At 53.2% G+C, this 25,787-nt stretch carries 25 protein-coding genes; 16 read left to right on the top strand and 9 right to left on the bottom strand.

Translation table 11 applies throughout. The features are described from left to right. Positions 1–153 precede the first annotated feature (153 nt). Positions 154–2,661, bottom strand: coding sequence for a hypothetical protein (locus ACYU7Q_RS00125; protein ID WP_460607394.1), 2,508 nt, complete (start codon positions 2,659–2,661; stop codon positions 154–156). 176 nt (positions 2,662–2,837) lie between these two features. On the opposite strand from ACYU7Q_RS00125, the gene ACYU7Q_RS00120 reads away from it, so the two are divergent. The 3 genes from ACYU7Q_RS00120 (at position 2,838) to ACYU7Q_RS00110 (ending at position 5,266) form a co-directional block, all read left to right on the top strand. Continuing rightward, positions 2,838–3,374: a hypothetical protein gene (locus ACYU7Q_RS00120; protein WP_460607392.1), complete on the top strand. Its 537-nt coding sequence runs from the start codon at positions 2,838–2,840 to the stop codon at positions 3,372–3,374. A gap of 381 nt (positions 3,375–3,755) precedes the next feature. Then, a complete protein-coding gene (locus tag ACYU7Q_RS00115) occupies positions 3,756–4,109 on the top strand; it encodes a hypothetical protein (RefSeq protein ID WP_460607391.1) in 354 nt (117 codons plus the stop codon). Between the two features lie 5 nt (positions 4,110–4,114). Continuing rightward, positions 4,115–5,266: a hypothetical protein gene (locus ACYU7Q_RS00110; RefSeq protein ID WP_460607390.1), complete on the top strand. Its 1,152-nt coding sequence runs from the start codon at positions 4,115–4,117 to the stop codon at positions 5,264–5,266. A 173-nt stretch (positions 5,267–5,439) separates the two neighbouring features. Here the strand turns inward: ACYU7Q_RS00110 and ACYU7Q_RS00105 are convergent, their stop codons facing one another. From ACYU7Q_RS00105 to ACYU7Q_RS00085, 5 genes are all read right to left on the bottom strand, one after another. Beyond that, positions 5,440–5,976 carry an SLATT domain-containing protein gene (locus ACYU7Q_RS00105; protein WP_460607389.1) on the bottom strand — a complete coding sequence of 179 codons (537 nt, stop codon included), beginning with the start codon at positions 5,974–5,976 and terminating at the stop codon, positions 5,440–5,442. Beyond that, on the bottom strand, positions 5,969–6,955 hold the full coding sequence (locus tag ACYU7Q_RS00100; protein ID WP_460607388.1) for a hypothetical protein: 987 nt from the start codon (positions 6,953–6,955) through the stop codon (positions 5,969–5,971). Before ACYU7Q_RS00100 ends, ACYU7Q_RS00105 begins: the two co-directional genes overlap by 8 nt. Before the next feature lie 177 nt (positions 6,956–7,132). Further along, on the bottom strand, positions 7,133–7,966 hold the full coding sequence (locus ACYU7Q_RS00095; protein WP_460607387.1) for an IS3 family transposase: 834 nt from the start codon (positions 7,964–7,966) through the stop codon (positions 7,133–7,135). 184 nt (positions 7,967–8,150) lie between these two features. Next, complete coding sequence (locus ACYU7Q_RS00090; RefSeq protein WP_460607385.1) at positions 8,151–8,309, bottom strand: transposase; 159 nt, start codon at positions 8,307–8,309, stop codon at positions 8,151–8,153. Between the two features lie 130 nt (positions 8,310–8,439). Beyond that, positions 8,440–11,205, bottom strand: coding sequence for a TrlF family AAA-like ATPase (locus ACYU7Q_RS00085; RefSeq protein ID WP_460607383.1), 2,766 nt, complete (start codon positions 11,203–11,205; stop codon positions 8,440–8,442). A 318-nt stretch (positions 11,206–11,523) separates the two neighbouring features. Between ACYU7Q_RS00085 and ACYU7Q_RS00080 the strand changes: the two genes are divergently transcribed. Continuing rightward, positions 11,524–12,108 carry a hypothetical protein gene (locus tag ACYU7Q_RS00080; RefSeq protein ID WP_460607381.1) on the top strand — a complete coding sequence of 195 codons (585 nt, stop codon included), beginning with the start codon at positions 11,524–11,526 and terminating at the stop codon, positions 12,106–12,108. A gap of 39 nt (positions 12,109–12,147) precedes the next feature. On the opposite strand, the gene ACYU7Q_RS00075 is transcribed toward ACYU7Q_RS00080, so the two are convergent. Further along, positions 12,148–13,263 carry a hypothetical protein gene (locus ACYU7Q_RS00075; RefSeq protein ID WP_460607380.1) on the bottom strand — a complete coding sequence of 372 codons (1,116 nt, stop codon included), beginning with the start codon at positions 13,261–13,263 and terminating at the stop codon, positions 12,148–12,150. A 127-nt stretch (positions 13,264–13,390) separates the two neighbouring features. Next, positions 13,391–13,882 (bottom strand): fibroblast growth factor, encoded by a 492-nt coding sequence (locus tag ACYU7Q_RS00070; RefSeq protein ID WP_460607379.1) that lies wholly within the window; start codon positions 13,880–13,882, stop codon positions 13,391–13,393. Between the two features lie 491 nt (positions 13,883–14,373). On the opposite strand from ACYU7Q_RS00070, the gene ACYU7Q_RS00065 reads away from it, so the two are divergent. The 12 genes from ACYU7Q_RS00065 (at position 14,374) to ACYU7Q_RS00010 (ending at position 25,682) form a co-directional block, all read left to right on the top strand. After that, positions 14,374–15,714 (top strand): hypothetical protein, encoded by a 1,341-nt coding sequence (locus ACYU7Q_RS00065; RefSeq protein WP_460607378.1) that lies wholly within the window; start codon positions 14,374–14,376, stop codon positions 15,712–15,714. Continuing rightward, on the top strand, positions 15,711–16,355 hold the full coding sequence (locus ACYU7Q_RS00060; protein WP_460607376.1) for a condensin complex protein MksE: 645 nt from the start codon (positions 15,711–15,713) through the stop codon (positions 16,353–16,355). Before ACYU7Q_RS00065 ends, ACYU7Q_RS00060 begins: the two co-directional genes overlap by 4 nt. Positions 16,356–16,367: 12 nt before the next feature. After that, a complete protein-coding gene (locus tag ACYU7Q_RS00055) occupies positions 16,368–19,727 on the top strand; it encodes a hypothetical protein (RefSeq protein ID WP_460607375.1) in 3,360 nt (1,119 codons plus the stop codon). Then, positions 19,714–20,706 carry a hypothetical protein gene (locus ACYU7Q_RS00050; protein ID WP_460607374.1) on the top strand — a complete coding sequence of 331 codons (993 nt, stop codon included), beginning with the start codon at positions 19,714–19,716 and terminating at the stop codon, positions 20,704–20,706. Before ACYU7Q_RS00055 ends, ACYU7Q_RS00050 begins: the two co-directional genes overlap by 14 nt. 582 nt (positions 20,707–21,288) lie before the next feature. After that, positions 21,289–21,990 carry a hypothetical protein gene (locus tag ACYU7Q_RS00045; RefSeq protein WP_460607371.1) on the top strand — a complete coding sequence of 234 codons (702 nt, stop codon included), beginning with the start codon at positions 21,289–21,291 and terminating at the stop codon, positions 21,988–21,990. 526 nt (positions 21,991–22,516) lie between these two features. Then, entirely contained in the window at positions 22,517–23,257 is a 741-nt protein-coding gene (locus ACYU7Q_RS00040; protein WP_460607370.1) for an Abi-alpha family protein, read from the top strand. A gap of 78 nt (positions 23,258–23,335) precedes the next feature. Continuing rightward, positions 23,336–23,665: a hypothetical protein gene (locus tag ACYU7Q_RS00035; protein WP_460607369.1), complete on the top strand. Its 330-nt coding sequence runs from the start codon at positions 23,336–23,338 to the stop codon at positions 23,663–23,665. A gap of 128 nt (positions 23,666–23,793) precedes the next feature. Beyond that, on the top strand, positions 23,794–24,045 hold the full coding sequence (locus ACYU7Q_RS00030; RefSeq protein ID WP_460607368.1) for a hypothetical protein: 252 nt from the start codon (positions 23,794–23,796) through the stop codon (positions 24,043–24,045). A 59-nt stretch (positions 24,046–24,104) separates the two neighbouring features. Then, a complete protein-coding gene (locus tag ACYU7Q_RS00025; RefSeq protein ID WP_460607367.1) occupies positions 24,105–24,455 on the top strand; it encodes a hypothetical protein in 351 nt (116 codons plus the stop codon). A gap of 89 nt (positions 24,456–24,544) precedes the next feature. After that, entirely contained in the window at positions 24,545–24,946 is a 402-nt protein-coding gene (locus ACYU7Q_RS00020; RefSeq protein ID WP_460607366.1) for a hypothetical protein, read from the top strand. Beyond that, a complete protein-coding gene (locus ACYU7Q_RS00015; protein ID WP_460607365.1) occupies positions 24,876–25,289 on the top strand; it encodes a hypothetical protein in 414 nt (137 codons plus the stop codon). The genes ACYU7Q_RS00020 and ACYU7Q_RS00015 overlap by 71 nt, the downstream gene beginning before the upstream one ends. A gap of 126 nt (positions 25,290–25,415) precedes the next feature. Further along, positions 25,416–25,682, top strand: a complete 267-nt coding sequence (locus ACYU7Q_RS00010) for a hypothetical protein (RefSeq protein ID WP_460607364.1) — start codon at positions 25,416–25,418, stop codon at positions 25,680–25,682. Between the two features lie 18 nt (positions 25,683–25,700). Here the strand turns inward: ACYU7Q_RS00010 and ACYU7Q_RS00005 are convergent. Beyond that, positions 25,701–25,787 (bottom strand): integrase core domain-containing protein (locus ACYU7Q_RS00005; protein ID WP_460608722.1); only part of this gene is annotated, 87 nt, incomplete at its 5' end.

Here is a 25,787-nt window from a genome sequence, read left to right as displayed (position 1 = left end):
TCACGGACGGGGTGGGCATTGGCCGTAGTAAAGTTAATTGTTGGGCTAGGCGGTGAAATGGTAGAGCAGAGTCGCCCGGTCTGGGGGCAAAGGGCATCCTTTGGGCTTAAACTCTTAAATCCTGCCTTAACGGGCACCGGCCTAAATCCCTTCTCATTCCACCACCACGCGGCGCATAAGCGGTCCGGCATCGGAATCGACGCGCAGCAGGTAAGTCCCGGCGGGCAAGCCCGCGGTGGAAAAAGTGGCTTCCCGCGGGGGATGCTCTTGGCTTCTTACCACCCTGCCGACCGGGTCGAGCAGCTGCGCCCGCCGCGCGGAGGAGCTAAGTGTTAAGTGAAGCACATCGCGTACCGGCACGGGCCATACCTGCAGATTTAAAGATTGTGTAGCCTGGCTTTTATCCCCAAGCACATTGCCCCCTAGCAGGCGGGCAACGCAGCGACGAACCTGGCCCCCGACCTGCAGGAATGAACCGCCGAGCAGCAGGGCCCCGTTGGGCTGCACCCGGATGACTTGTAAGCTGGTGGTGTAACCCGTGATGTACGAGCGCACGGCCGGGCCCAGCGTTCGGTCCAGCGTCGGGTCCAGGCTGCCGTCGGGCTGCAGGCGGGCCAGCTGCTCGTAGGCGTTTGGCCCGCTGCCGGTTTCAAACAAGCCGCCCGCCAGCAGGCGCTCGTTGGGCTGAATCGTCAGGCAGGTGATGGACCCGCGCAGGGCGTTGCCCACCACCGGGCTGGGGTCGGGCTGGCCGTTGGGCAGCAGGCGCTGCAGCGGCGCCACCGACGTGCTGCCGTACCCGTACACCAGCAGGCGGCCGTCGGGGTAGCGGGCCAGGCCCGAGGTGAAGGAAAAGCCGCTCGGCGGCAACACCGGGGCGAAGGACGGGTCCAGCGCGCCCGAGGGCAGCAGCTGGGCCACGGTGGCCGCGCCGCTTGGCGTGGGCGTGGTGCCCACCACCACGATGGCGCCGTTGGGCTGCACGAGCACGGCCCCGGGCGCGCCCGAGGTAACGGGCTGGAAAGCGGGGTCCAGGCCGCCCGTGACGGGCTCGAAGCGGGAAAAGCTGCGGAACCGGTTGCCCGTCAAGGCAACATTGCCCGCCGCCAGCACCTGTCCGTCGGGCTGCAGGGCCAGGCGCTGAATGATGCTGTAGGCATACGGGGTCGTTTGCATTGGCGGGGCATACGCCGCGTCGGGCTGGCCCGTGGGTAAAAAACGGGCCAACGCCTGCCGGGGCAGGCCTCCGGCCACGCCGAAGCCCCCGCCGACCACCACCTTGCCGTCGGCCTGCAGCGCTAGGCTGGTGGCGTACTCGCCGGGCCCGCCCGTGAGCGTGCTGCTGGCGGTAAATTGCTGGTCCAACGCCCCGTTGGCCTCCAGCCGGGCCAGGTTGCGGGCCGGCTGATTATTGATTTCACAAAACGAGCCAGCGATGAGCAGGCGCCCATCCGGTTGCAACTCCAGGGCCAGGACCGAACCCGTCTGCCGCAAGGCAGGGTTAAACGCGGATACATAAGCCCCCGTGCTCGACAACACGGCCACGCCGGTGGGCAGGTCCGTGGACGCGGAAAAATGCCGGGGCACGCCGGCCACCAGCACCTGGCCCGACGAAAGCAGTTGCAGGCTGTACGGACTCAGGTTCAGGTCCCCAAAATCGGCCACGGCAAAGCTCGCGTCCCGTGCCCCCGTGGACAAGAGCCGCGCCACGTAGCTGAACCCCTGGCCCGAGATCCCAGTAGCGACCAGCACCCGCCCGTCCGGCTGCACCTCCACGTTCGGGTAGGCCGTAGCCAGGGGCGTGGCCTCGGGCTGGGGCAGGAAGGTAGGGTCCGCCGCGCCGCTGGCCGTGAAGCGAATAAAGTCGTGCGTGCCCATCAAAGGCGTACGCGGCGAGGCCACCAGCACGGCATTGTCCGGTTGCACGGCCAGGGTGAAGAGGCGGGCGGCGGCGGGGAGCGCCGGGGCAAAGGAGGGGTCGAGTGCGCCCGTTGTGAGGAGCCGGGCCAGTTGAGGTCGGGCCACGCCCTGCACCGTGGTAAACGTGCCGGCCACCAATATTCGTCCGCTGTTGTCCAGGGCCAGCAAGTCCACCACGCCGCCGGCCAGCCCTGCGGCCTGGAACGAGGCGTCGGGGGTGCCGTCCGCGTTTAACCGCCGCAGGTTTCCGCCCTGGAGCAAAAACCCGCCGACGAGCACTTTCCCGTCGGCCTGCACCAGCAAGGCGGCCGAGTACTCGTTGCCCGTCAGGACAAGGGGGGTGAAGCCGCTGTCTTGGGTGCCGTCCGCGTTTAGGCGCAACACCCGGCGCTGGGCCGGGTCGAATACGTCCAGCACGAGCTTGTCGCCGGGGGCGGCGGCGAAACGCACCACGTTCCAGGTCTGGGCTTGGATGTTATTGTTGAACACCGTGTCTGGCACACCGGTCGGTTTATAGCGCACCAGCTGGCGTACGGGCCGGCCCTCGGCCCGCTCGATGGTTCCCCAGCAGACTCGGGCGCCGCTGACTAGCTCCAGGGCCCGGTTGAGCTGCGCGGGGGCGTAGACTTCCACGGGCTGGAAGGCCGGGTCGAGCCGGGTTTGCGCGTGGATGGGTAGGGAGAGAAGTAAGAGGAATAAGAGGTAGCGGTGGGGCATATTGGGCGTGTGTAATTTGTTCATTACGTGCTAATTATATTAGACAATTAGCTCGGATTAGTTGATTGTGTGTTTTACGTTTGTCCCGTATTCCAAACGGGAGTAACACCCACCTCGGGGCAAAAAAAGAGGGGCCGGCCGTTGGCGCGGCCGACCCCTCCCGAACTGAGGAAAATTTCTCAATCCTATACGTAGTACAAATGTACACCACCTTACCCTCTGGGCAAGCGGCCGTTGGCGCGGCAGCTTCTCCCGTCGCGGGCCTGCGCGCTGCGCTCACGGCCCTCACCTTTGGCAACGCCTTGCTCAGCGAAGAAGAGCAGCTGCGGGCGAACCATTCCATTCATGAATGCGAGGACGTTTTTCGTTTGACGCGTTGGTTCGTCAATACGCGTAGGGAGCTTGCGCGGCGGGCGAGAGCAAGGGAAATGGGGGCGGATTCTGACCGCATGATGGCAGTGGAAACACAAGCCCCCTCCCCTATTTGCTACGCGACTTGTGAGCAAAAGACCCTCCTGCTTCGTCTGTTGCAGCAGCCCCATGTGACGCGGGCGCAGCAGACGCGGGTGCTGGTGGGGCTGAACCGGCTGACTAGTGAAAAGGCAGCCGTTTTATTGCAGCAGTTGGCCTTGCCGCCCTGGCTGGATGACCAGCCGGCTTGTTTACTGGATTTGCGGGTGGCGGAAGTTTTTAGTCCGGCGATGTCTCTCACCTACGCGGACCTGGTTCGCGGTTAAGCGGGAGGAACTGGTGATGTACAAGAAGCAACTGAAGCGGGTGAAGTGTGCCCGGCGGGCAGTAAAGCGGCAGCAAGGTTTGCTGGCGGAAATGGAGCTGGAGGGGATGGTCGGCATTTCCTTCCACACCCTGACGCGGAGCGTGACGATTGGGGTTGGTAAAGAGGTTTGCTCCCAGGCGGTGGATGTGTGTAGGGAAGCACTGCGTGAGCGGCTACTGCAGTTGAAGAGAGAAATGGAGCGGCTTGACTTGGACTGGCGGGAGAGCCGGGAGATTCGGGTTAGGGATAAGGCGTTGGTGCAGGTGGCGAAGCGGAAGCAGGCTAAGGGAGATGCGCCTATACCCTACCCTAATGCAGGGTCCGATAACCCATCTCCTCAATGAGCCGGGCGGCTTGGATTGCGCAGCAGCGCGGGCGGAAGGCCGTGCTGTATGTGGTGCGCGTGTACACGGCGGGTGAAGCCTTTTATAAAGTGGGGATTACCTATCAATTGTCCCACCGGTTTTCCAAGCTGAAGACCGTGTACAGATGGCGGTCAATCGCCCGTTTTAGTAGCTACAACGCCGGCTATATCTGGGATTTGGAACAACGTATCCATCGTGGATTCATAGCCATTTCGTACACTCCCGCCGCTCCTTTTTCAGGCTATACAGAGTGTTACTCAGCTGTTGAGCCCATCCTGGCAGCCCTGCCTGCTGGCACCTTTTTTCTCAAACCGGGAATAGACATTTAATCACCGTGGGGCAACCAAAAAAAACGGCGACTCAATTCATCGCCAAGGCACTAACCGTCCATGGCGGGAGGTATGACTACGCCCAGGTCGTTTATATGGGTAGTCAAGTGAAGGTTGAGATTGGTTGCCGGGAACATGGCCCTTTTAGGCAAGAACCATCCAACCATTTATCCGGAAAAGGCTGTCCTCGATGCGCCATTGCTTTACGGAGGGCGGGGACGACCCACACCAACGAACAGTTCATTGCCAAAGCACGCGCAGAGCATGGGGAGCGCTACGATTATGCCCGCGTCATTTACCGCGGCAACCGAATCCCCGTTCTCATTGGCTGTGCCGAACACGGGCTATTTTCCCAGCGCCCCTTCGAGCATTTGCTTGGAAGTGGTTGTCAAGTTTGCGCTGAGCGGCGTAGACAGCAGGCTCGGAAAATGACCACCACGGGCTTCATCGCCAAGGCCAAGGCTGTTCACGGCGACCGCTATGATTACCGCCAGGTTGCGTATGCTGGGTGCTTGCAAAAGGTCCGCATTATCTGCTCAACCCATGGCTTATTCGAACAGGCGGCTCACAGCCACTTGCAAGGTATTGGATGTCGCCAGTGCGCACATGCACAAGCCCGTATTGCGAGAAAAGATACTACCGAAAGCTTCGTTCAGAAATCACGAACCGTGCACGGGAACTGCTACGACTACTCCCTGGTGGCCTATAAGGCCACGAACCTCAAGGTTACCATCATTTGCCCCGCCCACGGCGTCTTTGACCAAAGGCCCGTTATTCACCTGCAAGGCAGTGGGTGCCCACAATGCGGATTGGAGCTCATTGACGCACAGCGCCGGCGCAGTTGGGTGGAACTAGCTGAAGGCCGAGAGGCTATCTTATACCTGCTTAAGGTTTTTGATAGCGCAGAAGTGTTTTACAAAATTGGCATCACTTTTCACTCGGTACATGCGCGCTACAATTGCAAGCGAAGCCTAGGACGTTATTCTTACGAGTTGATTGCTTCCTACAAGAGTACCAACGTGGCGGCCATTTATGATTGGGAGCAGAGCATTTTAGAGACGTTTACCCACTTGCGCTATCTGCCGAAAGGGCGCTTTTGTGGAGAAACAGAATGCTTCACTGATGAGAAAGAAATTTTAGCCTGCTTTCCCCTGTGAAGCAAGTGTTCAATTGTATAAATGCTCGTTTACAAGATGTAAAATGAGATTGTTTCGCTCTTTATTGAAGACTATAGTGCTAGGTGGCTTCTTCAATAGGGAAGCGTACACATCTAACACAGGAAAGCCCCATACTGGATAGTATGGGGCTTTTTGCTTACTAGAGCTTTAATCTAAGGTATCGGATCAAACCTCATTGCAGGAGGATATGTGCCAAGTTTTGTAACCGTATCCTTACCTTTTTTGAAATTTTCATCTGTTACGTTCGGAGTATTTTGTCGAAGCTTTTCAAAGTCCCGCTCAAGGATTGGTAATTGAGACATGACATAATCAGCAGTTACAACATGATTCACCAACAATTGCTCAATTCTATGCCGTAATTCTTCATAGCTGGAAGAACTGTATCTGTGTTTCTCGGCTGCTTCTGAGGGCTTGGTATTGGTCTGTATTCCCGTGATTCTAGCTACCAACATAGATCCAACTACTGAAATACCGGTACTCACAGTTTTCCATTCGCTATTGTCCGCAATTGACAGGCCAACTATCCCTGCAACTACAGCCGATATTATTGTGGCAGTGTTTCCCCAAAAGCCGTTTCGACTTTCGTTATCCTTTGATTCATACCTGTGAGCATATTCAAGCGTGTGGACTTTTCTAGCCCAGTCCATAACCAGAAGCTTTTGTTGGTTCGTAGGAGATATGTTAGTCATTGTCGTATTTTATTAATTCATTGAGACTTCCAATGAGTTGATATGTCTCTTTATCTGTGAAGGGATGTCTTATTCTTTCTTCCCTTTCAATATTTGCAGGGCCTACGACTCCTCCACTTTTGATGATGCCTTTCTGTGCATCAAAAAGAAATAAAGTAGACAAGAGACTGTCTTCTTGAGGAAATTCTACATAAGAAGAATGAAATACTCCGCAATCAATTTCGTAAGATTGTCCCTCTTGGCAGGTGTGAACAATTTGATTTCCAAGGTCTGCAAAGATTCCATTGTTCTTGATAAAAGACTTGTTCTCATCTAATCTGGCTGATGTTGATGTCTCCCATTTAAGATCAAAAAAACAGTAATCTGTTTCATGGTCGGCTACACTGACTTTGTAGGAGTAGTCTGTGATGTGCCCTTTCAAAATCCAGCTTGTTGCATGGAATCTATGTGAGTGGATGGATGATTGTACATGATTCCCTTCCAAATCCTTGAACATGGACTTATGCCAAAAATGGAGCCGTAATATTGAAGAAATGTCACTTCCCTTTCCTTTAAAGTAAAAGGGTATAGACAAAAAACCTTGAGACCCTAAAGACGCAATGAGTGGCAACTCACTGTCTTCATTAATTGCACTATAAAGCATGGGCCAAATGCTTCTCAGGTCAGTCGCTGAAGTATCCTCGCTTCTAGATAAGCGGAGTAAAATGCCTGCAAGTATCGCTCTCTTTGCAAGCGAGATGGCTGCTTTGCTTTCAGTTTGCTCAACTATATTAAGTATTTCCCTGCCTGATATCAGATCATCTTTTGTAGAAAAAACAAGATTTAAAATTTCAAGCAATTTCAAATCGATAAGATCACTATTTGGTACTTGGGAAAAAGCACCTTCTAAAAGCTCTGCAAATTCAATACGATTGATCTTAAATGTTTCAAGCTCCGCGACAAGGTCAAGTCTGGTAGAAGTGGGCAAATGGCTTTCCATCGAAATGTAGGTTTGGTAGAATGTCGAGTAAGCTACGCACAGTAAGACTTATATGCTTCCACTTGATTAATCCTGCGAAGTGCATGATAGCGCCGAATCCCCACAATCCAACTAGAAGTAGAATTCAGTCCCCCACGGAAGATCATCAAGCCAATCTTCGAAACTGAGGTGGTCTAATTAAGCCATACAGAACTGGGACGTTGTTTTGAGTTGGGTTTCGAATTGATTGGGAGCAAGATAGCCGAGCGCAGAATGCCGCCGTTCGGCGTTGTGATAGGCGATGTGGTGGCTGATTTCGAGCTTGGCCTCGGCCAGTCCGGGGAAGCGACCGCCGTCAAGCAGTTCGGCCTTGAAGCGGCTCCAAAACGATTCGGCGTGGGCGTTGTCATAGCAGTTGCCGCGCCGGCTCATTCTTTGCAGCGCGCCGTGGTGGGCGACCAAGTCTTTGAAGCGGGTGGCCGTGTACTGGCTGCCTTGGTCGGAGTGGATGACCAGCCCAGATGGGGGCCGGCGCACTACTAGGGCGCGGCGCAGCGCCTCGCTGAACAAGTCTTCGGGCATGGTGTCGCGCACGTCCCAGCCGACAATCTTGCGGGAACAGCGGTCGAGCCAGACGGCCAGGTACAGCCAGCCGCCGCCCTGGCGGGTCAGGTAGGTGATGTCGCCCACCCAGACCCGGTTGGGGGCGGTGGGGGCCGGCTGGCCGAGCAGGCGGTTAGGCGCGGCGCGCACGGCCGGGTCGGAATCGGTGGTGCGGGGCACAAACGAACGGGGTTGCTGGGCTCGCAGGCCGTGCGCTTTCAGCACGCGACGGATGCGCCAACGGCCCACGGCGTGGCCCTGGGCCTGCACTTCGGCTCGCAGTCGCCGCGTGCCGTAGCGCTGAATGTGACAGGTAAACGCCTCGCGCACGGCCAATTGCCACGCTGGCTCGACCGCCAGCACCTGCCGACGGTGCTGCCACGCGTAGGCGGCCGGGGCCACGCGCAGCACGGGGCAGAGCTGGCGCATGGGCACGTGGGCAGCTTGCTAGGCAATGTGCTGGTAGGTACTCACCGAGTCGGCTGGCCGAAGATGACCAAGGCTTTTTTAAAATATTGAGCTCCTGCTCGGCCCGTTTCACACGGGCCCGCAGGGGGCGCACCTCCGGGTCGCGGGCCACTTCCTCGCTGCCCACCTCGGCCACGAGCTGCGCCTACTGCCAGCGGTAGAGCAGCTCGGGGCTGATGCTCAACTGCCGCGCCGCCGCCTGCGTGCTGCGGCTCTCGCCGGCCAGGCGCAGGGCCTCTGCCTTGAAGGCCTCCTCGAATTTGCGCCGTTTGCCGGGCGACGCCCTGTTGGTTTTGGTTGCCATAACCGAAGAAATATACGTCCTTCTTCTGTCCGCTATGACTAGACCACATCATTATTAGAACCTGTATTTTTGGAAATACAAAGCCCCGCACCGGATAGGATGCGGGGCTTTTCTTGCTATGCCGGTCTAATCAAAAGTTGTATTTAAGCCTACGCAGCTCAAAAGCATTTTTACCCCCTTCCATAGTCTGAGTGATAGCGTCACGAACGGTAGGAAGGTCTATAGCACCTATTTCGCTGACTACACCTCCTGCTAGGTTTGCGACCAATTCTGCGTCCCCATTTACGACTAAGTTGGCATTGTGAGTAGCGAATATCAACTGCTTCTGTGACTTTGCAGCATGAATAGCTGAGACTATATCACCTATGATGCGATTATCCAAATCCTCCTCTGGTTGGTCTAATAGAAGGGGACCACCTGGCTGTCGCATCAACACATTTAGGAGAATGGTTGCCTTCTCCCCTTGTGAGGCTTGGCTAAAATCAACCTCGCCCCCCTTCTGTTTTTGCATCAATTTTACCCTTGGACGAGCAACTGCTGTAAGTGTCCGGCCAACGCGCTCAACGTTGAGTATATCACAAAACCTTGTTAGTCCGCCTTCATCAATTGCGACATCAAGTAATGGCAGGGCAGGACGCTGCTCTGTTTCATGAAGGCCAGTTATTTTCCATCGCAATACAGATATCAATTCATCCAAAAGTTTCCACCAGACTACGACAGTATCAGCAGTTTTCAACTTATCTACTAAGGTTTCCAAACGATTGCCACGCACTCCACTGCCGACAAACAGCGCTGTTATAGCACTAGACAGTTCGGAAATGTCATCTATTGGCAATAATTCAGCGCGAGCCATTCCACTTGTTAATTCTGATAGCTTCTCTGCACTTTCCTTAGTTAAACGCCTCAATTGCTTTTGAAGACTCGCGTAACTAGCGCCTCCTCTTTTGATGTCTAATTGAAAAGACTGAAGCGCTTCCATTCTTTCAGTAAGGTCATCGCGTTTAGCTTGTTCTTGAGCTTCTTGCTGTTCCAACTGAGTAAGCCTTTGCAAATCTGCCGTGTACTTCTCAGCCTGACTCAATGCAATAGAGTACTCAATATTGTGCTCCTGTTCCTCAGCTTTCCACACTTCCTCAAAAACCTCTAGTTGTTGCTCAAAAACCTCATTAGCAATAATTATATCCCTATAGGCTTCGGAAATAACAGCTAGCTCTTCCCTAAATGCACTCACAGCTTGCTGCGCAGCATCAGCAACGGGAATTGAATCCGCGGCCAGGTTTTTTTCCGCGCTGCTTAAATGGGCTTCAAATGCTTGAAGCAGATTACCTTCCGACTCCGTGTAATCGTTTCTTAGACGTTTGAACCACCGATTTGTCTGTGCTACAATTTGATGACGGTCAAGAATAGCCTGTGTTTCAGCGGCTAAGCCTCCGAGGCCTTGCTTAATACTATCTATTCCAGCTTTAGTAGTACTGATTTGAGCGTCAATCTTACGGCGTTGACTCTCTAGCCGCCAGTACTCAACCGCCTGCCCCAACAGCTTTCTTAATTCACCATCGGTATCTTCTATTGCTTTATCCACCTCAGCAAAAGCTACCTGATTTGGTGCTGTCACCAAATCAAACAGCCGCTTTTCTGCCTTATCATCGCCAAGATGAGACAACTCCCCTTGGCTATATGCTTGAATTGGGAAAATAGTTTTGGCGTCATCTAAGCTGATGAATCGCTCATCTCCACCTACAAGCATAATAATCCTTTCAGGATTGGCATGTGCACGCTTAAGGCTGATAGTAACTCCATCTTGCACTACCACTACCTCAATTACACTCGAATTATTCAACGTTGCCTTCAGCAATGCATGTCTACGGTCATAAGTTGGGTCCCATTCTGAACCGTGCCCTTCCAAAGCAGATATACCCAAGGCATATCGTATATACTCTAATAACGTGGATTTTCCTGAACCTCGACCACCGATTATGGATGAATATTGGGGACTGAAGTGAACCGTTTCTTCTAAAGTGAGATACGCAGCATTTTGAACATTAACTGATTCAATATATAGTGTTGGCGTAGTAGTAGCTGTATAAGATATGCGTGAATCCGCAGCAAGCATAGCTTGGCGCAATGATTCAGCAGTTGGCGCAGCTAATTTTAACCAAGTAGGAAAAGACCCAAGATTACTAAAGTCAGCAATGCGAGAATCGGATGTACTGATAATTCCCCTTGCTCCACCCCAATCAATAGTTTCACCAGATAAACGCCGTTGAGCTTTTGAACTAAGGTCTTCCGGATACTTCTTATCTAGATAAACGCCGACATACGGCATTTCAGCAAAGCGTTTGTGAAACCCATCCCGAATAATATGCTTGTGCCCCTCGGCTGTGACATTAGGCATAATAATAAATCTACCAGCAAGCTCGATATCCTCATCTAGAAGCCCCTGCAACTCTTCTAGATTATGGTTCATAACATCGACTCTGATGCCTACTTGACTACTCTCATTAACATCTGACTGTAATCCCAATCTGCTTCTAACTTTTTCAAATAAGGATTTTGGTATATCATGGTCAAATATGATGAGTGCTTGGGCAGAATCCCGGCAGGTCAATTCCATTCCTGGCATAAACCAAAAATCCGCATTGTTGCGCTTCTTGGCTTCTTCAAGCACATACCAACAATACACTCCTTCGTGATGGTCTGTTAAAGCAGCTACTTGAATTCCCCTGGCAATACAGGCGTCCACAAAATCACTGGCCCACTTGACACGCCTTGCTACTATCTCTGGCTCTGTGAGTTCTGTTATGCTGTCATCAGGTCTCTTTCCTTTCCAATTATCATCTCTAGGTGAATGAATTTGTAGGTCAGTTTTTCTATAGGTTGCTCCTTTATGGCTCATGGTAGAATTAGTGAGTGGACACATTCACCCTCAAACATAAGCATATCTAGACAAGATTGAACAACAACCTCGTACCACCTACCCAACCCTCCTATCTTTAGGTCACCCACCCCTCCACCACGTGACCCACGCCCTCCGCGCCCTCGCGCTCTGCTTCGCCACCAGCGCCCTGCTCTGGGCCCCCGCCTATCCCTCCAGCAGCGGCTAGGCCCCACAGCCACTGGCCTCCACCCCATTTTGTGATTATCCCCGGAGTCAAGCGCGAACTCCGGCCCTGAGGCCACGTAACACCGGCCAGTTTACCAAACTTGTGCGGTCATGCCTGCTTCTACTTTACCGGTCTGGTTAGTCTGGCCCTGCGGGGCAGCTTTTGTGTTGGGCATCTACGGGCTGGGGCGGGCCATCGGCTGGGCCACCCGGCTGTTTGACCCAGCCGCCAACTACTTTGCCATCCCCGCCGACCAGGAAGCCTTCCGCTTCACCCTGACCGCCGTGGGCAATTACGAGGTGTCCTGTACCCGCCCCGGTAAGTGGGGCCGCTACTTCACGCTGCCCGACGTGACGCTGCAGGTGCGCCGGCTGCCCGATGGGCCGGTGCAGCAACTGCGACCCAGCTTCTGGAACTGGGCCAAGCGCACCGACATGGAAGGTAACACCACCCAGCGCATTGCCGACTTCGTGGCCGACGTGCCGGGGGAGTACGAACTGCTCAACCCGTACACCACCCAGTTCCACCTCGGCGACAAGCTGCGCATTTTGCCCTCCACGGCTTACAAGACGCTGCCGCTGGTGCTGCTGTTCCTCGTGTCGGGCTTCGCCACCATCGGGGGCTTCATCATCGGGCTGATTGCCGGCATTGGGGGGTGCAACGTTAGGCTTTGGCAGCAGAGCATATATCCTTAGAAACACGAAGCCCCGCTCCGGAGAGGACGCGGGGCTTTTTTATGGACGTGGTGTAAAAACACGGGTTTTGTTTAAATCTAGAAACCGAATTGGGCGCCAGGCGTAGCTTTTTGGATGTGGATAACGCAATAGATGAAGCGCCACTGAAAGTGGCCGAGGGTCGTTTAGAAGGATTTTAGTCATCCTCACCTTAAAAAACCAGTCGTGGATACTATGAATTTTCTCTAGGTCGAAAAAGAAATCGTCTTTTTTCTCCATTGGTTGAAGTGTAAAGGAGTCTGATAATTTACTACCGGGCCCTAAGCTTCGAAGAGCAGTAACCATTGCTTCAGTTGATGTTAGCGGGATTGGTAGATGCACTCCAAAATAGTGAGCTGCGACTGTTGTTTTGATAGGAAAAATGCAGTGTATACCCTCGACAATCGGTGTTGTACAGAGATGAACACCCTCATGGTATTCCAGAAGATTGTGGTCTTTATGCCAAAATCCTTTAGGATAAATATTGGCACCTGGTTCTAATAATTGTTTCCTAACAGAATCATAAACCTCGTCAAGCAAGAAGGAATAGCCAAATTTCGCAAAGGCTAAAATGTATGCAGTCTTTAACAGTCCGACCTGCATACGATGTGCATCAGTTTGGATTTTCCCGAAATCGAGATTTATAAGGGGATTTGTTCTTGGCCCGACCCTATCTACGAAGCTATCCAATCTTCCCGGGTGGTTCCTTGCAAGATTATGTTTTAGCGTGATGACGTTATCGGGACCAACCTCAATATCACCCTGTATTGTTAGGTCACCGCTCGTTACTCTTACTTGACCGGAAATATTTGGCACAAGATTTCTCAGCTCTGCTTCCTGTAGCCGTTTGATAAGGTGGAAATCTATTTGCATCCCAGCAACGCTATTACACTCCTTACAAGTTAAAACAACCCCTTTCCCACCAGAAACAGCAGGTGGGGCGTGCTCAATTGTAAGCATATTAGGTGCACTATCTTCTAAATCTCTCTCCGAAAACTGCCGTAGGCACACTGGACATATATATGTTTCATCATATTGCAAGTGAGTGCCTTTCAAGAAACCATTTGCCTTCAGAAAGTTCAAGTGTCTAGAAAAGAACTTGAATATATTTCTCCTTTTTTCTAAAGGTGTTGCCATGTTACTATTACAAAACACTTGTGCATCGTCGCCAAAGGCCCCAAAGTAGCGACCTGTATCTTTTTGAAGCCTGAGCTCCTTCCCACACAACCGAAATCCACAGCCTGTTCTTCGCTGGTACTTTTGCCTAAAACAGGTCTGGGATTAGTCGAAAGCTTTCCCAGCTAAAAGCCCCAAACTGGCAGTTGGCATCACCTGCACCAGCCCCGTCGAACTGCGTGATGTTCCGGCCATCCAGCCGCAAAAACACATCAGGGAAATAGACTGACTCGATTGTGAACGTGTTATCGGACTGCTGCACGATGCGGAACTGCTCCCAGGCTCGCGCGCCGAATTGGCCATTTACTGTCCCCGCTCCTGCCCCCTCGAATTTGTTAACGTCGGTGCCATCCAAGCGCAGGAACACATTTGGGAACGCCACCGATTCGATGGTAAAGTTACCGTCAGGCTGCCGGGTAATGCGGAATTTCTCCCAGGCTCGACTGCCAAACTGTGCATTAGCCGTGCCGCTTCCCGTTGTAGCGAACTTTTTAACGGTGGTGCCATCCAATCGCAGGAAGGCATTGGGGAATTTTACGGATTCTATCGAGCACACGATAGATGGGTTGTTGAAGGCCATTTGAAGGAAGGTTGGACAAGGATTCGAATGGGTAAGTTACTGCCGATTTCTTCTCAACCTACATTACTTGGACACGGTACTAGCCGACATGCCCATTGCCTTCCCAATGACACAGTTGCTCTTCCCTCCTACTTGAGCCGGCGCACCCGCTTCAGCTTGGCCAGTATCGATACGGTCCATCCTTAAACAGCCCGGTCGAGTCCAAGTACTGCTGCGACTTGTAGCCCACGCCCCAGCTTTCGAGCTGGTTCAAGTACTGGAGCGTCGGCAGCGCCCCCGCGCGGCGGAAGCGGTCAAGGCTTCAGAACAGCACCAGGTCGAAGCGCCGCCGGTGGGCATCGGCAAGCAGCGCCTTGAACTGCTAGCGTTCCCCGGTGACGGCTGACTCTTCCCATAGGCGTCGCACAACAAATGAGTGCGAGAGAAAGGACCTGCAGGCAATGTAACGTTGCCAACCTAGCAGCACATAAATTATATCGTATGTTAGGGTCATGCAAACAGCCGCCGTTCTCAGCGAACTAAAAAAGCATCACCATACACTACTACCCAAGCCCGAATTGCTATTAGCTGTTTTTAAGCTGTATACGGATTTTGGGGGAATCGAGGGGTTGCCTGAATCATTCAATGAACAACAACTACGGGAGGCTTTTATCTGGGCCGAAGCACAACTAAAGACAACCGACAACGGGAGCAATCGGGTTTTTTATGAACGGTACAATACTGAAACGTACACGCTCTTCGATTTCATTCTAAATCGAAATATCCAAGAAGGCACCTACCGGCTTTCTTCTTACGCGCTACAACTCTGCCGGCTGCTTGGCGACACTCTTTTTCACGAAGTGAAGGCCACAGAACTAATTACGCACCTTCGCCTAATGGAAGAGCAACTTGCTGACGTTGCTCATTTTTTGGAATGGGCCGAACTACAACTCGACCCCATGTTTCAGAAGATAAACGGACAATTGGAGCAAGCCGAGGCAAATATCCGGCAGGAAGTGCGACAACTACAAGGGCAAGCCGCTCAAAGTACTGAAGATTACGAGCACCATTTGCAGGAAACGCAAACAAAGCTCTTGGCTCTGAAAGCTCAAACGCAACAGTTGTTGGATGCCTTCGCTCACTCGGCCACGATTGAAAATCAATTGCGTCGATTGCAAAACGAAGCTCCGGCCAATGAGCAATTGCAAGAACAGATTACTAAGGCTCTTCGCCTTTTATTAGAGGCTCGTCGCAACCTACGTTCGCAAAGCGGACTGCTCGAACGCGCCCACGGCCGCGTGATGTCGCTATTCAAAAACCTAGACGCGGCCCGTTTCGACCGACTTTCTGGTCTTTTTTTACAGCGCCTGCTATCGCCGCCTGATTTTCAAGGTCCTACTCCCGGTCCCCGCCTACCCGATGACGTACCTCTGAAAGACCTGCACAGTTGGCCACTATCATTTCGGTATTTGACCAAAACTAGTCGCATTTTCCCGCCTACTCGTGTTCCCGTGCCGGTACCAGAGCCTGACCCAGAGGCGGAGCTAGAATTTCGGCAGCAAATGCAACAGGAGATTAACCTATTGCAAGGAGTTGAGCGGTGGCTACATCTGCTCGTCGAGCAAATGCAAACCGTAGGTTCTGTTGATTTTTCAACTTTTGCAGAAGCCATTATACTTGCTGAAGCTGATGAAGAACAAGCCTATGCCATCATAGCCTTATTGATGGCGCAGTTGGTGAGTGAAGTAGCGCCACAAGAAGGTTGGGAATTGCGCGTTGCGCCGCAGGAGCCACCCACTTCATTGGCTAGTTCCTCGATTGCTTTGTGGCCTTTCACCATTCAACTAGCATGAATTATCAGGATTTCTTTACCGCCCCGGACACGGCGCAGCATTTTTCCGAAATAGATTACCTGTTGCGCTCGGGCACGTATTTGCAACATGAGCATCCCGACCACCGATTGCTGGTAAATTTTCTGGAGGAAGCAGATAACCTGGTTACTTTACAAGCTTATTATCGTGACCTGTTCGGGTTACAATTGAAACATCAGTACGAGGCTGAACGCAGATTTTATTACTTAGCTCCTACGGAGTTGAGTTCTGCGCGTTTGCCCCCGGCGGTGCGACAGAGCCTGAAGCCGGAATTGGTGATTGCGGGCTTACTGCTGACGCAACTGGTGAACGTGGACTTGGAGACACCGGACACAGTAGATAGTTTAATGAGCCTACTACGAGTTGAATACGTGCCTTATTTAGATGGGCTGTTGAAACACGTAGCCAGCCTAAAACATAGCAAAAACTTTGCGACGGAGCGCGACGAAAATCGGGTACGTAAATGGCTGACCGATTCTATTGAAACATTTGCCCAACTGGGTTGGGTGTACAAACAATCCGATGGCACGTTCCGGATTATGCCCGCGATGGAGCATTTGCGGACACTTTACCGAGACGAGATTCTGAAAATGGAAGAAACCTTTGGTCCCAGCCCAGCCTAGCCCCTTACTACCATGCGCTATCCATACATCTACAGCCTTTCTACGGTCAATCTGATTTATCACGGTAATCTCAATTACCGGCTAAACCCTGTCAGCACGAGCTTCGTGGCCGATAGCGGAGTGGGCAAAAGCGTATTGGCCGATTTGCTACAGTTGATTTTTGTGGGACCGGGCCGGTATAAATCTTCTACCCAAGCCAAAGGTGGCAGGCCGTTTCACACGTTGGTGCAAGGCAGCAGTCAGGGCACAGGGCGGGGTTATGCTTTTATGAATATACAGCTTGGCCCGTCCGAATTTCTGTTGGTCGGGTGTTTGCTCGAAGTGGCCACACAACATTGTACGCCGTTTGTGGTGCAACAGGGCGAGGATTTTCGAATAGGCAAAGTGCGGCCCCTAGTACAGCCTCTAGGTTGGGAAGCTTTTGTGGATGCGGAAGGCAACGTGCCAACGCTAAAACCATTGAGCGCTCAATTAGAACTAATTAATGAGGTAGTATTGCGGGAATACGACGACAAGTTGGCGGCGTACTTGCAATTTCTGTGGGAAAACAACTTGGTGCCGCTTGATTTGAGCAAGCCCAAGCTGCTGAAGGATTACGCCCAGATTATTCGCTCATTTGCCCGAAGTGGGGAATTAAACAAAAATCCCGAATACCTCGAAGATTTTTTGTTTGGCGACGAAGCTAAAACACGAATTGCCAAGCAGCATATAGCTTTGCTGCACGACATTTCTCATGACCAAAAGAACTACAGTGACAACAGTAGGCGAATTGAAAAAATCAAGGATAAGATCAAACGCTTCACCGAGCTAGACAGCTTGAAAGCTACTTTTCATGCGCTTCAGCGGCAGCAGCTACAGCAGGCATGGTACACAGCCTATCATGAATACAATACCAACGAAAAGCAGCAGCAGCAAGCGCAGGTAATAGTACAGGATTTGCGGAAGCAGGTGTTGCAGCGCAAGTCGGCCTACTATCAACGGCTGCTAGACGATAGCATGGCCCAAGCTCAACGGTTTCGGGCCGACCGGCAGCGACGGAAGGCGCTACCAGCACTACTTGAGGCCGCTGAAGACCAGCAGCGCCGGGCCAATGACCGAGCCGAGGCTACCCAAACAGCTAAGCGAACGGCCGCCGCTGAGCTAGAAAAAGCTGAGCAGGTGGCTATTTGGCTAAAGAATTGGGGGCCAGATTATGATAGTTTGCGTCAGCACTGGCAACAGCAGCAAACCGCAGCCCTCAATCGGGAACGCAGCAGCCACCTGTGGCAACACTTGCAGCAAACCCAACAAGCCGATAATCTGCAGGCACTGGGTTGGCATCAGGGATGCTCAGCCAGTCAACTTAACCACGACTTGGAAATATGGAAGCAACGCGCCGTCGAGGCTCACGCGGTCGCATCTTATGTGGATGCCGACAGACCTGATTCGCTGGCTTATTGGGCCTTAAATCACCCAACGCCTCTCACCTTAGAGCAAGAAAGTGTGTTGGCGCACTTTGGCCAGCTTGCTCACTGGCGGGGACAAGAAGTGCAGTCGGCCCGTTTTTTGGAAGCAGCCGATTTGTTGCTCCACGATGCAATGCAGACTAAAAAAGGCGCTTCGGCCACCGGTTTCTGGCTGTGTTTGGCGGGTACCCGCGAATGGATAAGTTGGGTGCCCGACAACCAACGGTTGTTTAATAAGCCTAACAAAGCCGAAACTCGTGCCTTGCTGGCCGACTGGCAAATGCGCCGCGCCAACGAAGCAGCTACCCGGCAACGCCAATGCGACATAGCAGCAGCGGTGCTACAGGCACTACAAGATTTTACTCAATGGGAGGCAGCCCTACCGCTGCTGCCCACCGTGGACCAAGCCCCTATTCCGGCGCTGCCCAATGCGCCAGCCAGTTTGCCAGAGTTAAACGCCGCTATTGTATTGCATTCGAAACTCGCGACGCTGCAACACGATACCAAGTTGGCTAACGAAGTGGCTGAAGAAGCCAAAACCGCTCACGCTGCAGCGATTGCCAACGCGGCTAACTTACGAACGGAAGAAAACCACCTGAAAAATACTCCGGCCAATCGCGCCGAGAAGGCAGCAAGTCTTTGGACTGCCCGCCGCGAATTGCGCACTGTACGCCAGCAGGCAACCGATTGGGGAATAATTGTACCTCCCGAAACCATTACCGCTGACCTCGCAGCTCTGATGACTGCGCAGACTGACCTCGCTACCGAAACCGGCAATTTGGCAAAATTTCGAGATGCCCACGAGTCGCTGCATACAGCCGAACAAGATGCTCGAACGGCCTATTACGTAATACTAACGGCCGAGCAGCAAATACCTAACGAGCCGCAAAGCGTATCCGACTGCCCGACAGCTTTGGCTGTGGAAAGGGCTTATACCGATTACCGTAACACATTTCGAGATGCCATCAAGGATTACTTAGGCGAAGACCAGACCGAGATATATTTGACCGGTGACCACCTGGTTGAGTTCTTGCGCGAAGTCCTACCCCAAGAAGTACGCGGCGTAATTGGCAGTACTGCTGAAGGGCAGGCCCGCCTGCATCGGGCCATGCACGACATCAACGAAATCAACCGCGATATCGCCCGCCGCAAGTTCAGTGAATTGTCTTTTCTGATTGGCGATGTCCGCAATGCGGCGGACGACTACTTTCGGGAAATTTTACAGCTGCAAAGCTATTTTCAGCGCGAAAAAACCGAAATCACTGGTGGCTTTCGCCCATTTATTCAAGCACATACCACTAGCAAATATCCTCTTGACTGGCTCACCGAATTTCAGCAGCTAGCCGCCGACCCCGTGGCGTTTGAGCAGTCGGCGCAAACGGGCACCCTCGACGATATTTTGCTACACGCCTTCCGGCAGCGCAAGGGCACCGACGAAAAAGCGACCGTAGCTGATATCCTGAATCCGGTGCGCTACATCAAGCTCGATTTTGAGATGCGTGACGCAGACGGTCAGGCCAACGATGGCAGCAACGGCCAGACATTTATGGCAGTGGCTCTGCTCAACATTGCCCGCTTGGCCGTGATTGGCCGTAGCGGCGGAGCCAGCACCGCCCCCCGACGGCTCCGTTTCATGGTTGTGGACGAGGCTCACGATTTGGGCACCAACTATTGGACACTGCGGGAACTAGCTAGCAAGGAGGGCTTTCAGTTTATTTCCCTTTCTATACGCCCGCTTACGCACCATACCGGCCCACATCAGCGGCTGTATTTTCTCCGAATGGGCCGAAATAAAACACTGCGTCACAACCTGCCACCATTATTGTTGAGTCGGGGCGAGTCGGTGCCCGCCGCCAATGAGCCGTTTGCTCCGCCTGCGCCACCCGATTTGTTTACCCCTACATCCAACCAAGATGCTGAAGCCTAACAATATTTTACTGGGGCCAGAATATACGTGGGCCTTGCTTCGCGCTTTGGCCAAACTGCGAGTTGACAGGCAAACCAGCAGCAAGACCATTCAGCGCAGTGCCGTGTACGCACGTTATCACCGCCAGCATCTACTTGCGCCCAAGCCCCGCTTCCCGCACCTGACCGTAGCACTGCCAGGCTTTGCAGCGGTATATGACCGCGACATTCGACCTTACTACGAAGATGCACAACGGTTTCTACAGACCTATGGCTTTGATATTCCACAGGCTCGTTTCACGCTTGATGACGTAGTACGTTTACGGCTGGTGGCCGATGAATGCGTTACCATTGTCACGGATGAACTTAGCCGCGAAACTATTGGCACCTTGTATTTTGATAGCGCCAAAGCCCTAAAAAAGCAGGAAGGCCTAAATGAGGCAGTTCTGCATCTATTGGGCTGGAAAGATTACCCACAACTCAAACATTTGTCGGAAGAGGCCATTTGGGTTAGTGGGCATCCGAAGGCGCGGCTGGTACTGCTCTGCGAAAACCAGCACTATCTATTGCAATACCAAAAAGCACTAGCTCAGGAAATAGAGTTGCGCCATGCCGGGGGTAATAACACGCCGAAGCTGAGGCACGCACCCGACCCCGGTGTAACGTTTTGCTACTGCGGCGACTGGGATTTCCACGGACTGCGAATGTACCGCGATGTGTATGCAATTCACTTACAGTACCACGGCCGCCGTGCCCGGTTACTCACCCCGCCACCCAACACCAAAAAGCTAAAAGTAGGTACCAGAGGCCACGGCAGCCAATGGCCCACCGACGTGTGGCAGCATTTGGCTCACCCAAGTATTACAAGGGAGGAGCTATTTACCGATGAGCAAATTGCATTAATAGACGCCTTGCACCAAGCCGATGAATGGATTGAAGAGGAAGCTGTTAAGTTTAGGGATTTACTCGGGTATAACGGACTGTTAAAGGCAATTATTTAATTAAAAATAAAAGGTAATCTTTTCCCGCGGTGGGCTACTTACCGTTTCAAAATATTGCGTATCCCACCTGCGGGGCTCTTCACGTCGCCCGCGTAGCGCGGAATGACGTGGATACTGGCGTGGCCCATGAGCTGCCCAGCTGCGGCGCAGATGTTCAGCCTAACCGTGAAACCGGCCGGGGCGTAGCGGTTGATGAGCACCCGCCGGGCTTGCCCGGCCAGTAGTCAACATTCTTGCTGGTCGGTTAGGGACAAATCAAAGAAATTGTCAACATGGGCTTTTGGCAGAATCAGCGCGTGGCCTTTACTGACGGGGTGGCCATTCGTTTGCTGCTTGCTACTGCGGAGAACAGAAAACCTACAAAAGCTGTCATGGCCGCCAACTGCGTGAAGAGGTCGATAATATCATGAACAAACTACACACTGTGTTAAACAATCAGAATTGACTTTGGTAAGATTGTGGCAACTTTACCCAAGGGTTAGCCCCGAGCTCCTTCACTTATTCACGCCAGCTATGCAGCCGTATTTGACGCACAAACAGTTTACCCTTTCCCCTCGTCAACGGGCCCTACTGATGCCGTTGGTGAACGACCTGCGCGACTCCTTACAAGAACAGCGTGCCGACGCAGCGGAACGGGAGCCGGGCTACCGGATTCCGCTGGAACCGTTGGATCTGATGCTGCAGGAAGCGGCTAAGCTGAGCTACAATCTGGCCGAGCCCGATATACAGAAGATCAGCATGAGTAAGCCGCTGCTGATTATGGTCTTGTTTGAATTGATGCAGAAATCCGGGGTCTACAACGAGATAGCACCCGACCCGGCGTTGGCCATAGAATGGTTGCGGCTGTACTACTTCCTGAGCCGCGACCTGACCTATCATTTTACCATGCAAGAATACCACGCCGGCTTTATCGACCAGTTCCGCACCGGGGCTGAGGAGTCGCCGTTCAAGGGAACGCCGCGTCGGCACGTCAACACGTCGGGTATGAATGAAGTCGCTGTATTTACGGCGCTGTTTAACGCGGCCAAACCGCAGGGGATGGGCTTCGTGCACGACGAGCCCCGCGATATTACCGAGAATGAAGGCGCCGAACTGATGCAACAATACCTGGACAGCGGTTTTGATGGTGAACCGCGGTATCAGTTTGACTACGTGGAAGGCCGTCGGATGAAAATCAGCGTGAGCGACCTGCATGAGGGATATATTGATGTCACGAACTACGATGAAGGCAACGGGGAAGGAACCGCACAGCGCGCAATAGAGCGCCTACCGCGCATTTTTTAAACTCTGGCTGTCTGATTGACCAGTCCAACAGTGCTGCTGGAGCCCTGCCCGCAGCATCGTTCGCTGGGCCTACTTGGCTACTAGTTCATCGTTTGTTTCTAGTGGCGTCGCATGCCTCAACAGCACCAAGTTCTTCGGCTAGATGGCATAGGCCTCGCAGCCAGGCACGGCCAGTAGGTAATGTGCCTTGGAAAAAGATACTGCCCCGTTTACCTCTAAGCTCCTCCCAGCCACTAAGCGTCCAGCAGCGCCCCCGCGCGGTGGAAGACCAGGGGAAAATTTGAGCACTATGCCCCGGCCCACTCCCCCACCCTGCGCGTTTGGCCCAGGGCTCTTCAGCAGCCCTTTCGCTTCCTTCTTCCCAGAGTGCTCCGGAGCAGGGAGACTTATAACAATCCTAATGTCAAGCACCCAGGGTTACTCCCCTATCTATCTGACCAGGCGTTCCACCCATAGGCGTCTTTCACAAAAGCCCCGGCCCGCCAGTTGGGGTTTTTGCGTAGCTTGACCCAAACATTCACGGTATATGTCAGACGCCTTTACGCTCATCGCCTCCATCATCAGCGAACACCCTCAAGCCACGGCCACCGTCGCCGGTATTTACGGGATTGCTAAACCATTTTTAGCGAAAGTGCTCGGCCCCAGCACGGAGGAACTAGGGGAAGTAGGCCGGGAATATGTAAAAAAGTGGCGTACTGGCAACGCGGCCCAAACAGCCGCCCAAGCCAGCACGATGCTGGATGATGCCGGCATTGCTCCCCAGCCCGTTGCGCCAAAGGTTTTGCTCCCCCTCCTAGAAGCTGCTTCGTTGGAGGACGACGAATTCCTGCGAACGCAGTGGGCCGCACTGCTAGCCAACGCGGCAACGCCTCACCGCAAGGTGCCGGTGGAGCCCGGGTTTGTGGAAATCCTCAAGCAATTAACCCCCGTGCAGGTCCGAATCCTAACCGTAGTCTCCAGCGAGGCCGGCACGACAGGGCAGAGCAGCGGCGTTACTTACATGGCCCAGACGCACAAGATTCAGCGGCAATTGCAGGCCGATGGCGTCTCAGTGGAAGAGTTTGAAATTGCGCTTGACAACTTAATTCGGCTGCGCCTGTGCTCTGCATCGGGCATGGCTCCGCTAAACACCACGCTTAACAGTGGGAACAACGCGGCACTCATGATGGCAGCGGCGCTGGGTCACGGAACGGCTAACGTTGGCCTGACTAAATTAGGTTTAGCGTTTTTAGCAGCATGTAGCGCACCAAACAGTTCTGCAACTTAAGCCTCCTCAATCTGCGGCGCAGCCGACATAGGCCACCTGTTGCGCGGGGCAATCGTTGGGGCTTCGTAGCTTGGTGGCATGAAACGAATACTCATTTTCTGGCTGCTGCTCTATGCCGCCAGCGCTCATGCCCAAACCACCGCGGCACCATCGCTCTATCGGTATTGCACCCTGCAAGCGTTTGCTAATCAGGCAGGCAAAGCGTCGATAACGCTCGATGTCGGCAGTGGGGGAACTGAAATCGGTATCACGGCCGAAAAACGGGAGAACATCAACAAAATGAAGTCGATGATGGATGCCCTGAACCTGTTGAGCACGGATGGGTGGGAAGTGAGCAACTACAGCGTGATGCAAGCCGGGATGGGCCAAGCCCTCTATTCTTACTTGCTTCGCCGACGCGCCCAATAGTACAGGCACCGATAAAGCCCCGACCTAACCAGTCGGGGCTTTTCCGTAGCTTGCCCGTTCTAACTACCACCGAAACCCGCCATCTCGGCATCGTTGGGTAATCTACTCTCAGAATTCAAACTGCGTTGATGAATGGGCCAGTATTTCATGTAGGGCAGTTGGTGGTGGCGCTCAAAAGCTATCAGAGCCGAACCGGGGCCATCGTCAAAGGCACCCTTTACACCGTTGGGTGGATTCAATGGCAGCACGAAAAATGGTACTACTGGCCGGAAGGCATTCAGGACGGCTGGACCGCCGAATATTTTGCCCCCGTCGAGCCGCTCGCCGATGAAGTCTTAGCGGAACTGCTGGCCGAGGCGTGGGAAGGGGTGCCAGCATAGCTTGCCTTTAACGAAGCCCGCCGTCTGGACATTTCGTAGCCGGTGCGTAGCTTGGCCGCATGAAACACTTGCTACTCGCCTTCGCTATCCTCGCCGGCCCCGCTACGTTCGCACAGTCAGTTACCGCTACGGCCTACGAGTTTTTAACAGTCGCGGAGCTTCAGGCGCAACAAGATGGCTTGGCAAAAATCCAGTTCGCGCCGGCTTTTCAGGGAAAAACGGAAATTCAGTTAGAGCGGCTGCCCGGAACAATATCGGCAGCTAAGTACATGGGCGCGTATCGCCACAACATGGAAGTAGTGAATCAACAACTAGAGGCAGTTACCGCTGCCGGCTGGGAGTTAGTACATGTTTCTTCCAGCCCGGTGATGTCGGTGCATGAGTTCCTGTTTCGGCGACCCAAGAAGTAAGAAACCTCCCACCCTCGCACTATGAAGCCCGCTGCCTGGGTGTAGAGTAGCCCCAAGAACAGCTCCTTTCCGCGCTCTCCTATTTTCTAGTGAAGTCTACCTATAAGCGTCACTTCATCGCCGCGCAGCGCAGCCATGAAAACCAAAACTTCCGTTTGGAGCTTAGTAAGCTCTATAAGCCCGATATTCGCCCCATTCTTGAACAAATCACCAAATGGTCGGAAGGTGACCCGCCGGGCAAGGCCTACGAAAATTATAGCAATATTTACCCGGGGTTAGCCAAATGGCGTATCAATGACTACCGCATATATACCTACCACCTGGGCGGGAACGTGTACATCATGCTGCACGTTTACAAGAAGCTAGGCCAGGAACTACCCCAAGCGGTGAAGAATAAGATAATTAAAAGAGCAATCATTTATGAAGACCACAGCCGAGCAAAAGACCTTCTCAAGTACGCGAAAGCTATCCGAGAAGCCACACTCCTTTGAGCTATCTCGCTACCGGGATTGCCAACGGGTTCGTGTCGGCAATCAGGTAGCCTCTGTGTTTTTTTCGCCTGTTGTCACCTGTCAAGTAGTGCAACGCGAGCAAAAAGCCCTTTCCGAAGAGTTCGAGCGCGTACTAGGGGCAGCGCAAACGCTCACCGTGCTCAAGCGGGCCGCTTCTTGCCGGGAAGCCCTGCATTTTGATTGGCCCGCGCTAAAGCAGTTTTTGCGTGAGCGCGGTGTAGCCGACAAAGGCCATGAAGCTGAAGCGCCCGATTTTACCTTGGCCGATAAAGCGTGGATTGATAAAATCGACCGCTCAAAGCTGAGCTGGGACAACTGGTAAAGTCTCCTGTCATACAATAGAAAAAGCCCCGACCTCACCAGTCGGGGCTTTTTGGTAGCTTGCCCGCTCTCTCGCCCTCGATGAAGCCCGCCGCCTGGGCGTAGAATAACATTAACGCCCCTTTCTATGAACCGCAAAGAGACGCTCGACCATCTTAAACTTATGCTACATCATGATGTGCATGATAATCTCACCGCATTCGCCCTGCGTACTGTTCTTACCGAAATAATAAAATCTGTGCGCAGCCTTGTCATTCAACCAGAAGAACAAGCATTTTTGAAGGAACGCAACTCCGCCCTCGCGACTTTGCAAAACATAATGGAGCAAGCAGACAAGGCAGTGCGTTCTGAACATGCTAACCAGGGCCGGAATGTACGCTTCCCCATTCGGTAAGCCAGTAGTAAGCAGAGGTTAAGCAGCTTGTTTAAATTCGATGGGGGTCATAAAATTCAAGGCCTGGTGCGGCCGTTGGGTGTTGTAGTCGAGCATCCACTCGTC

It is taken from the genome of Hymenobacter terrigena (genome assembly GCF_054776515.1).
The sequence above is the reverse complement of the archived record's forward strand: the minus strand, read 5'-3'. Positions and strand labels throughout refer to the sequence as shown.

What these genes read in the sequence shown, in the direction of transcription:
- ACYU7Q_RS00125 (WP_460607394.1), bottom strand. Translation starts at nt 2,661, where the DNA reads ATGAACAAATTACACACGCCCAATATGCCCCACCGCTACCTCTTATTC.
- ACYU7Q_RS00120 (WP_460607392.1), top strand. Translation starts at nt 2,838, where the DNA reads ATGTACACCACCTTACCCTCTGGGCAAGCGGCCGTTGGCGCGGCAGCT.
- ACYU7Q_RS00115 (WP_460607391.1), top strand. Translation starts at nt 3,756, where the DNA reads ATGAGCCGGGCGGCTTGGATTGCGCAGCAGCGCGGGCGGAAGGCCGTG.
- ACYU7Q_RS00105 (WP_460607389.1), bottom strand. Translation starts at nt 5,976, where the DNA reads ATGACTAACATATCTCCTACGAACCAACAAAAGCTTCTGGTTATGGAC.
- ACYU7Q_RS00100 (WP_460607388.1), bottom strand. Translation starts at nt 6,955, where the DNA reads ATGGAAAGCCATTTGCCCACTTCTACCAGACTTGACCTTGTCGCGGAG.
- ACYU7Q_RS00095 (WP_460607387.1), bottom strand. Translation starts at nt 7,966, where the DNA reads ATGCGCCAGCTCTGCCCCGTGCTGCGCGTGGCCCCGGCCGCCTACGCG.
- ACYU7Q_RS00090 (WP_460607385.1), bottom strand. Translation starts at nt 8,309, where the DNA reads ATGGCAACCAAAACCAACAGGGCGTCGCCCGGCAAACGGCGCAAATTC.
- ACYU7Q_RS00085 (WP_460607383.1), bottom strand. Translation starts at nt 11,205, where the DNA reads ATGAGCCATAAAGGAGCAACCTATAGAAAAACTGACCTACAAATTCAT.
- ACYU7Q_RS00080 (WP_460607381.1), top strand. Translation starts at nt 11,524, where the DNA reads ATGCCTGCTTCTACTTTACCGGTCTGGTTAGTCTGGCCCTGCGGGGCA.
- ACYU7Q_RS00075 (WP_460607380.1), bottom strand. Translation starts at nt 13,263, where the DNA reads ATGGCAACACCTTTAGAAAAAAGGAGAAATATATTCAAGTTCTTTTCT.
- ACYU7Q_RS00070 (WP_460607379.1), bottom strand. Translation starts at nt 13,882, where the DNA reads ATGGCCTTCAACAACCCATCTATCGTGTGCTCGATAGAATCCGTAAAA.
- ACYU7Q_RS00065 (WP_460607378.1), top strand. Translation starts at nt 14,374, where the DNA reads ATGCAAACAGCCGCCGTTCTCAGCGAACTAAAAAAGCATCACCATACA.
- ACYU7Q_RS00060 (WP_460607376.1), top strand. Translation starts at nt 15,711, where the DNA reads ATGAATTATCAGGATTTCTTTACCGCCCCGGACACGGCGCAGCATTTT.
- ACYU7Q_RS00055 (WP_460607375.1), top strand. Translation starts at nt 16,368, where the DNA reads ATGCGCTATCCATACATCTACAGCCTTTCTACGGTCAATCTGATTTAT.
- ACYU7Q_RS00050 (WP_460607374.1), top strand. Translation starts at nt 19,714, where the DNA reads ATGCTGAAGCCTAACAATATTTTACTGGGGCCAGAATATACGTGGGCC.
- ACYU7Q_RS00040 (WP_460607370.1), top strand. Translation starts at nt 22,517, where the DNA reads ATGTCAGACGCCTTTACGCTCATCGCCTCCATCATCAGCGAACACCCT.
- ACYU7Q_RS00035 (WP_460607369.1), top strand. Translation starts at nt 23,336, where the DNA reads ATGAAACGAATACTCATTTTCTGGCTGCTGCTCTATGCCGCCAGCGCT.
- ACYU7Q_RS00030 (WP_460607368.1), top strand. Translation starts at nt 23,794, where the DNA reads ATGAATGGGCCAGTATTTCATGTAGGGCAGTTGGTGGTGGCGCTCAAA.
- ACYU7Q_RS00025 (WP_460607367.1), top strand. Translation starts at nt 24,105, where the DNA reads ATGAAACACTTGCTACTCGCCTTCGCTATCCTCGCCGGCCCCGCTACG.
- ACYU7Q_RS00015 (WP_460607365.1), top strand. Translation starts at nt 24,876, where the DNA reads ATGAAGACCACAGCCGAGCAAAAGACCTTCTCAAGTACGCGAAAGCTA.
- ACYU7Q_RS00010 (WP_460607364.1), top strand. Translation starts at nt 25,416, where the DNA reads ATGAACCGCAAAGAGACGCTCGACCATCTTAAACTTATGCTACATCAT.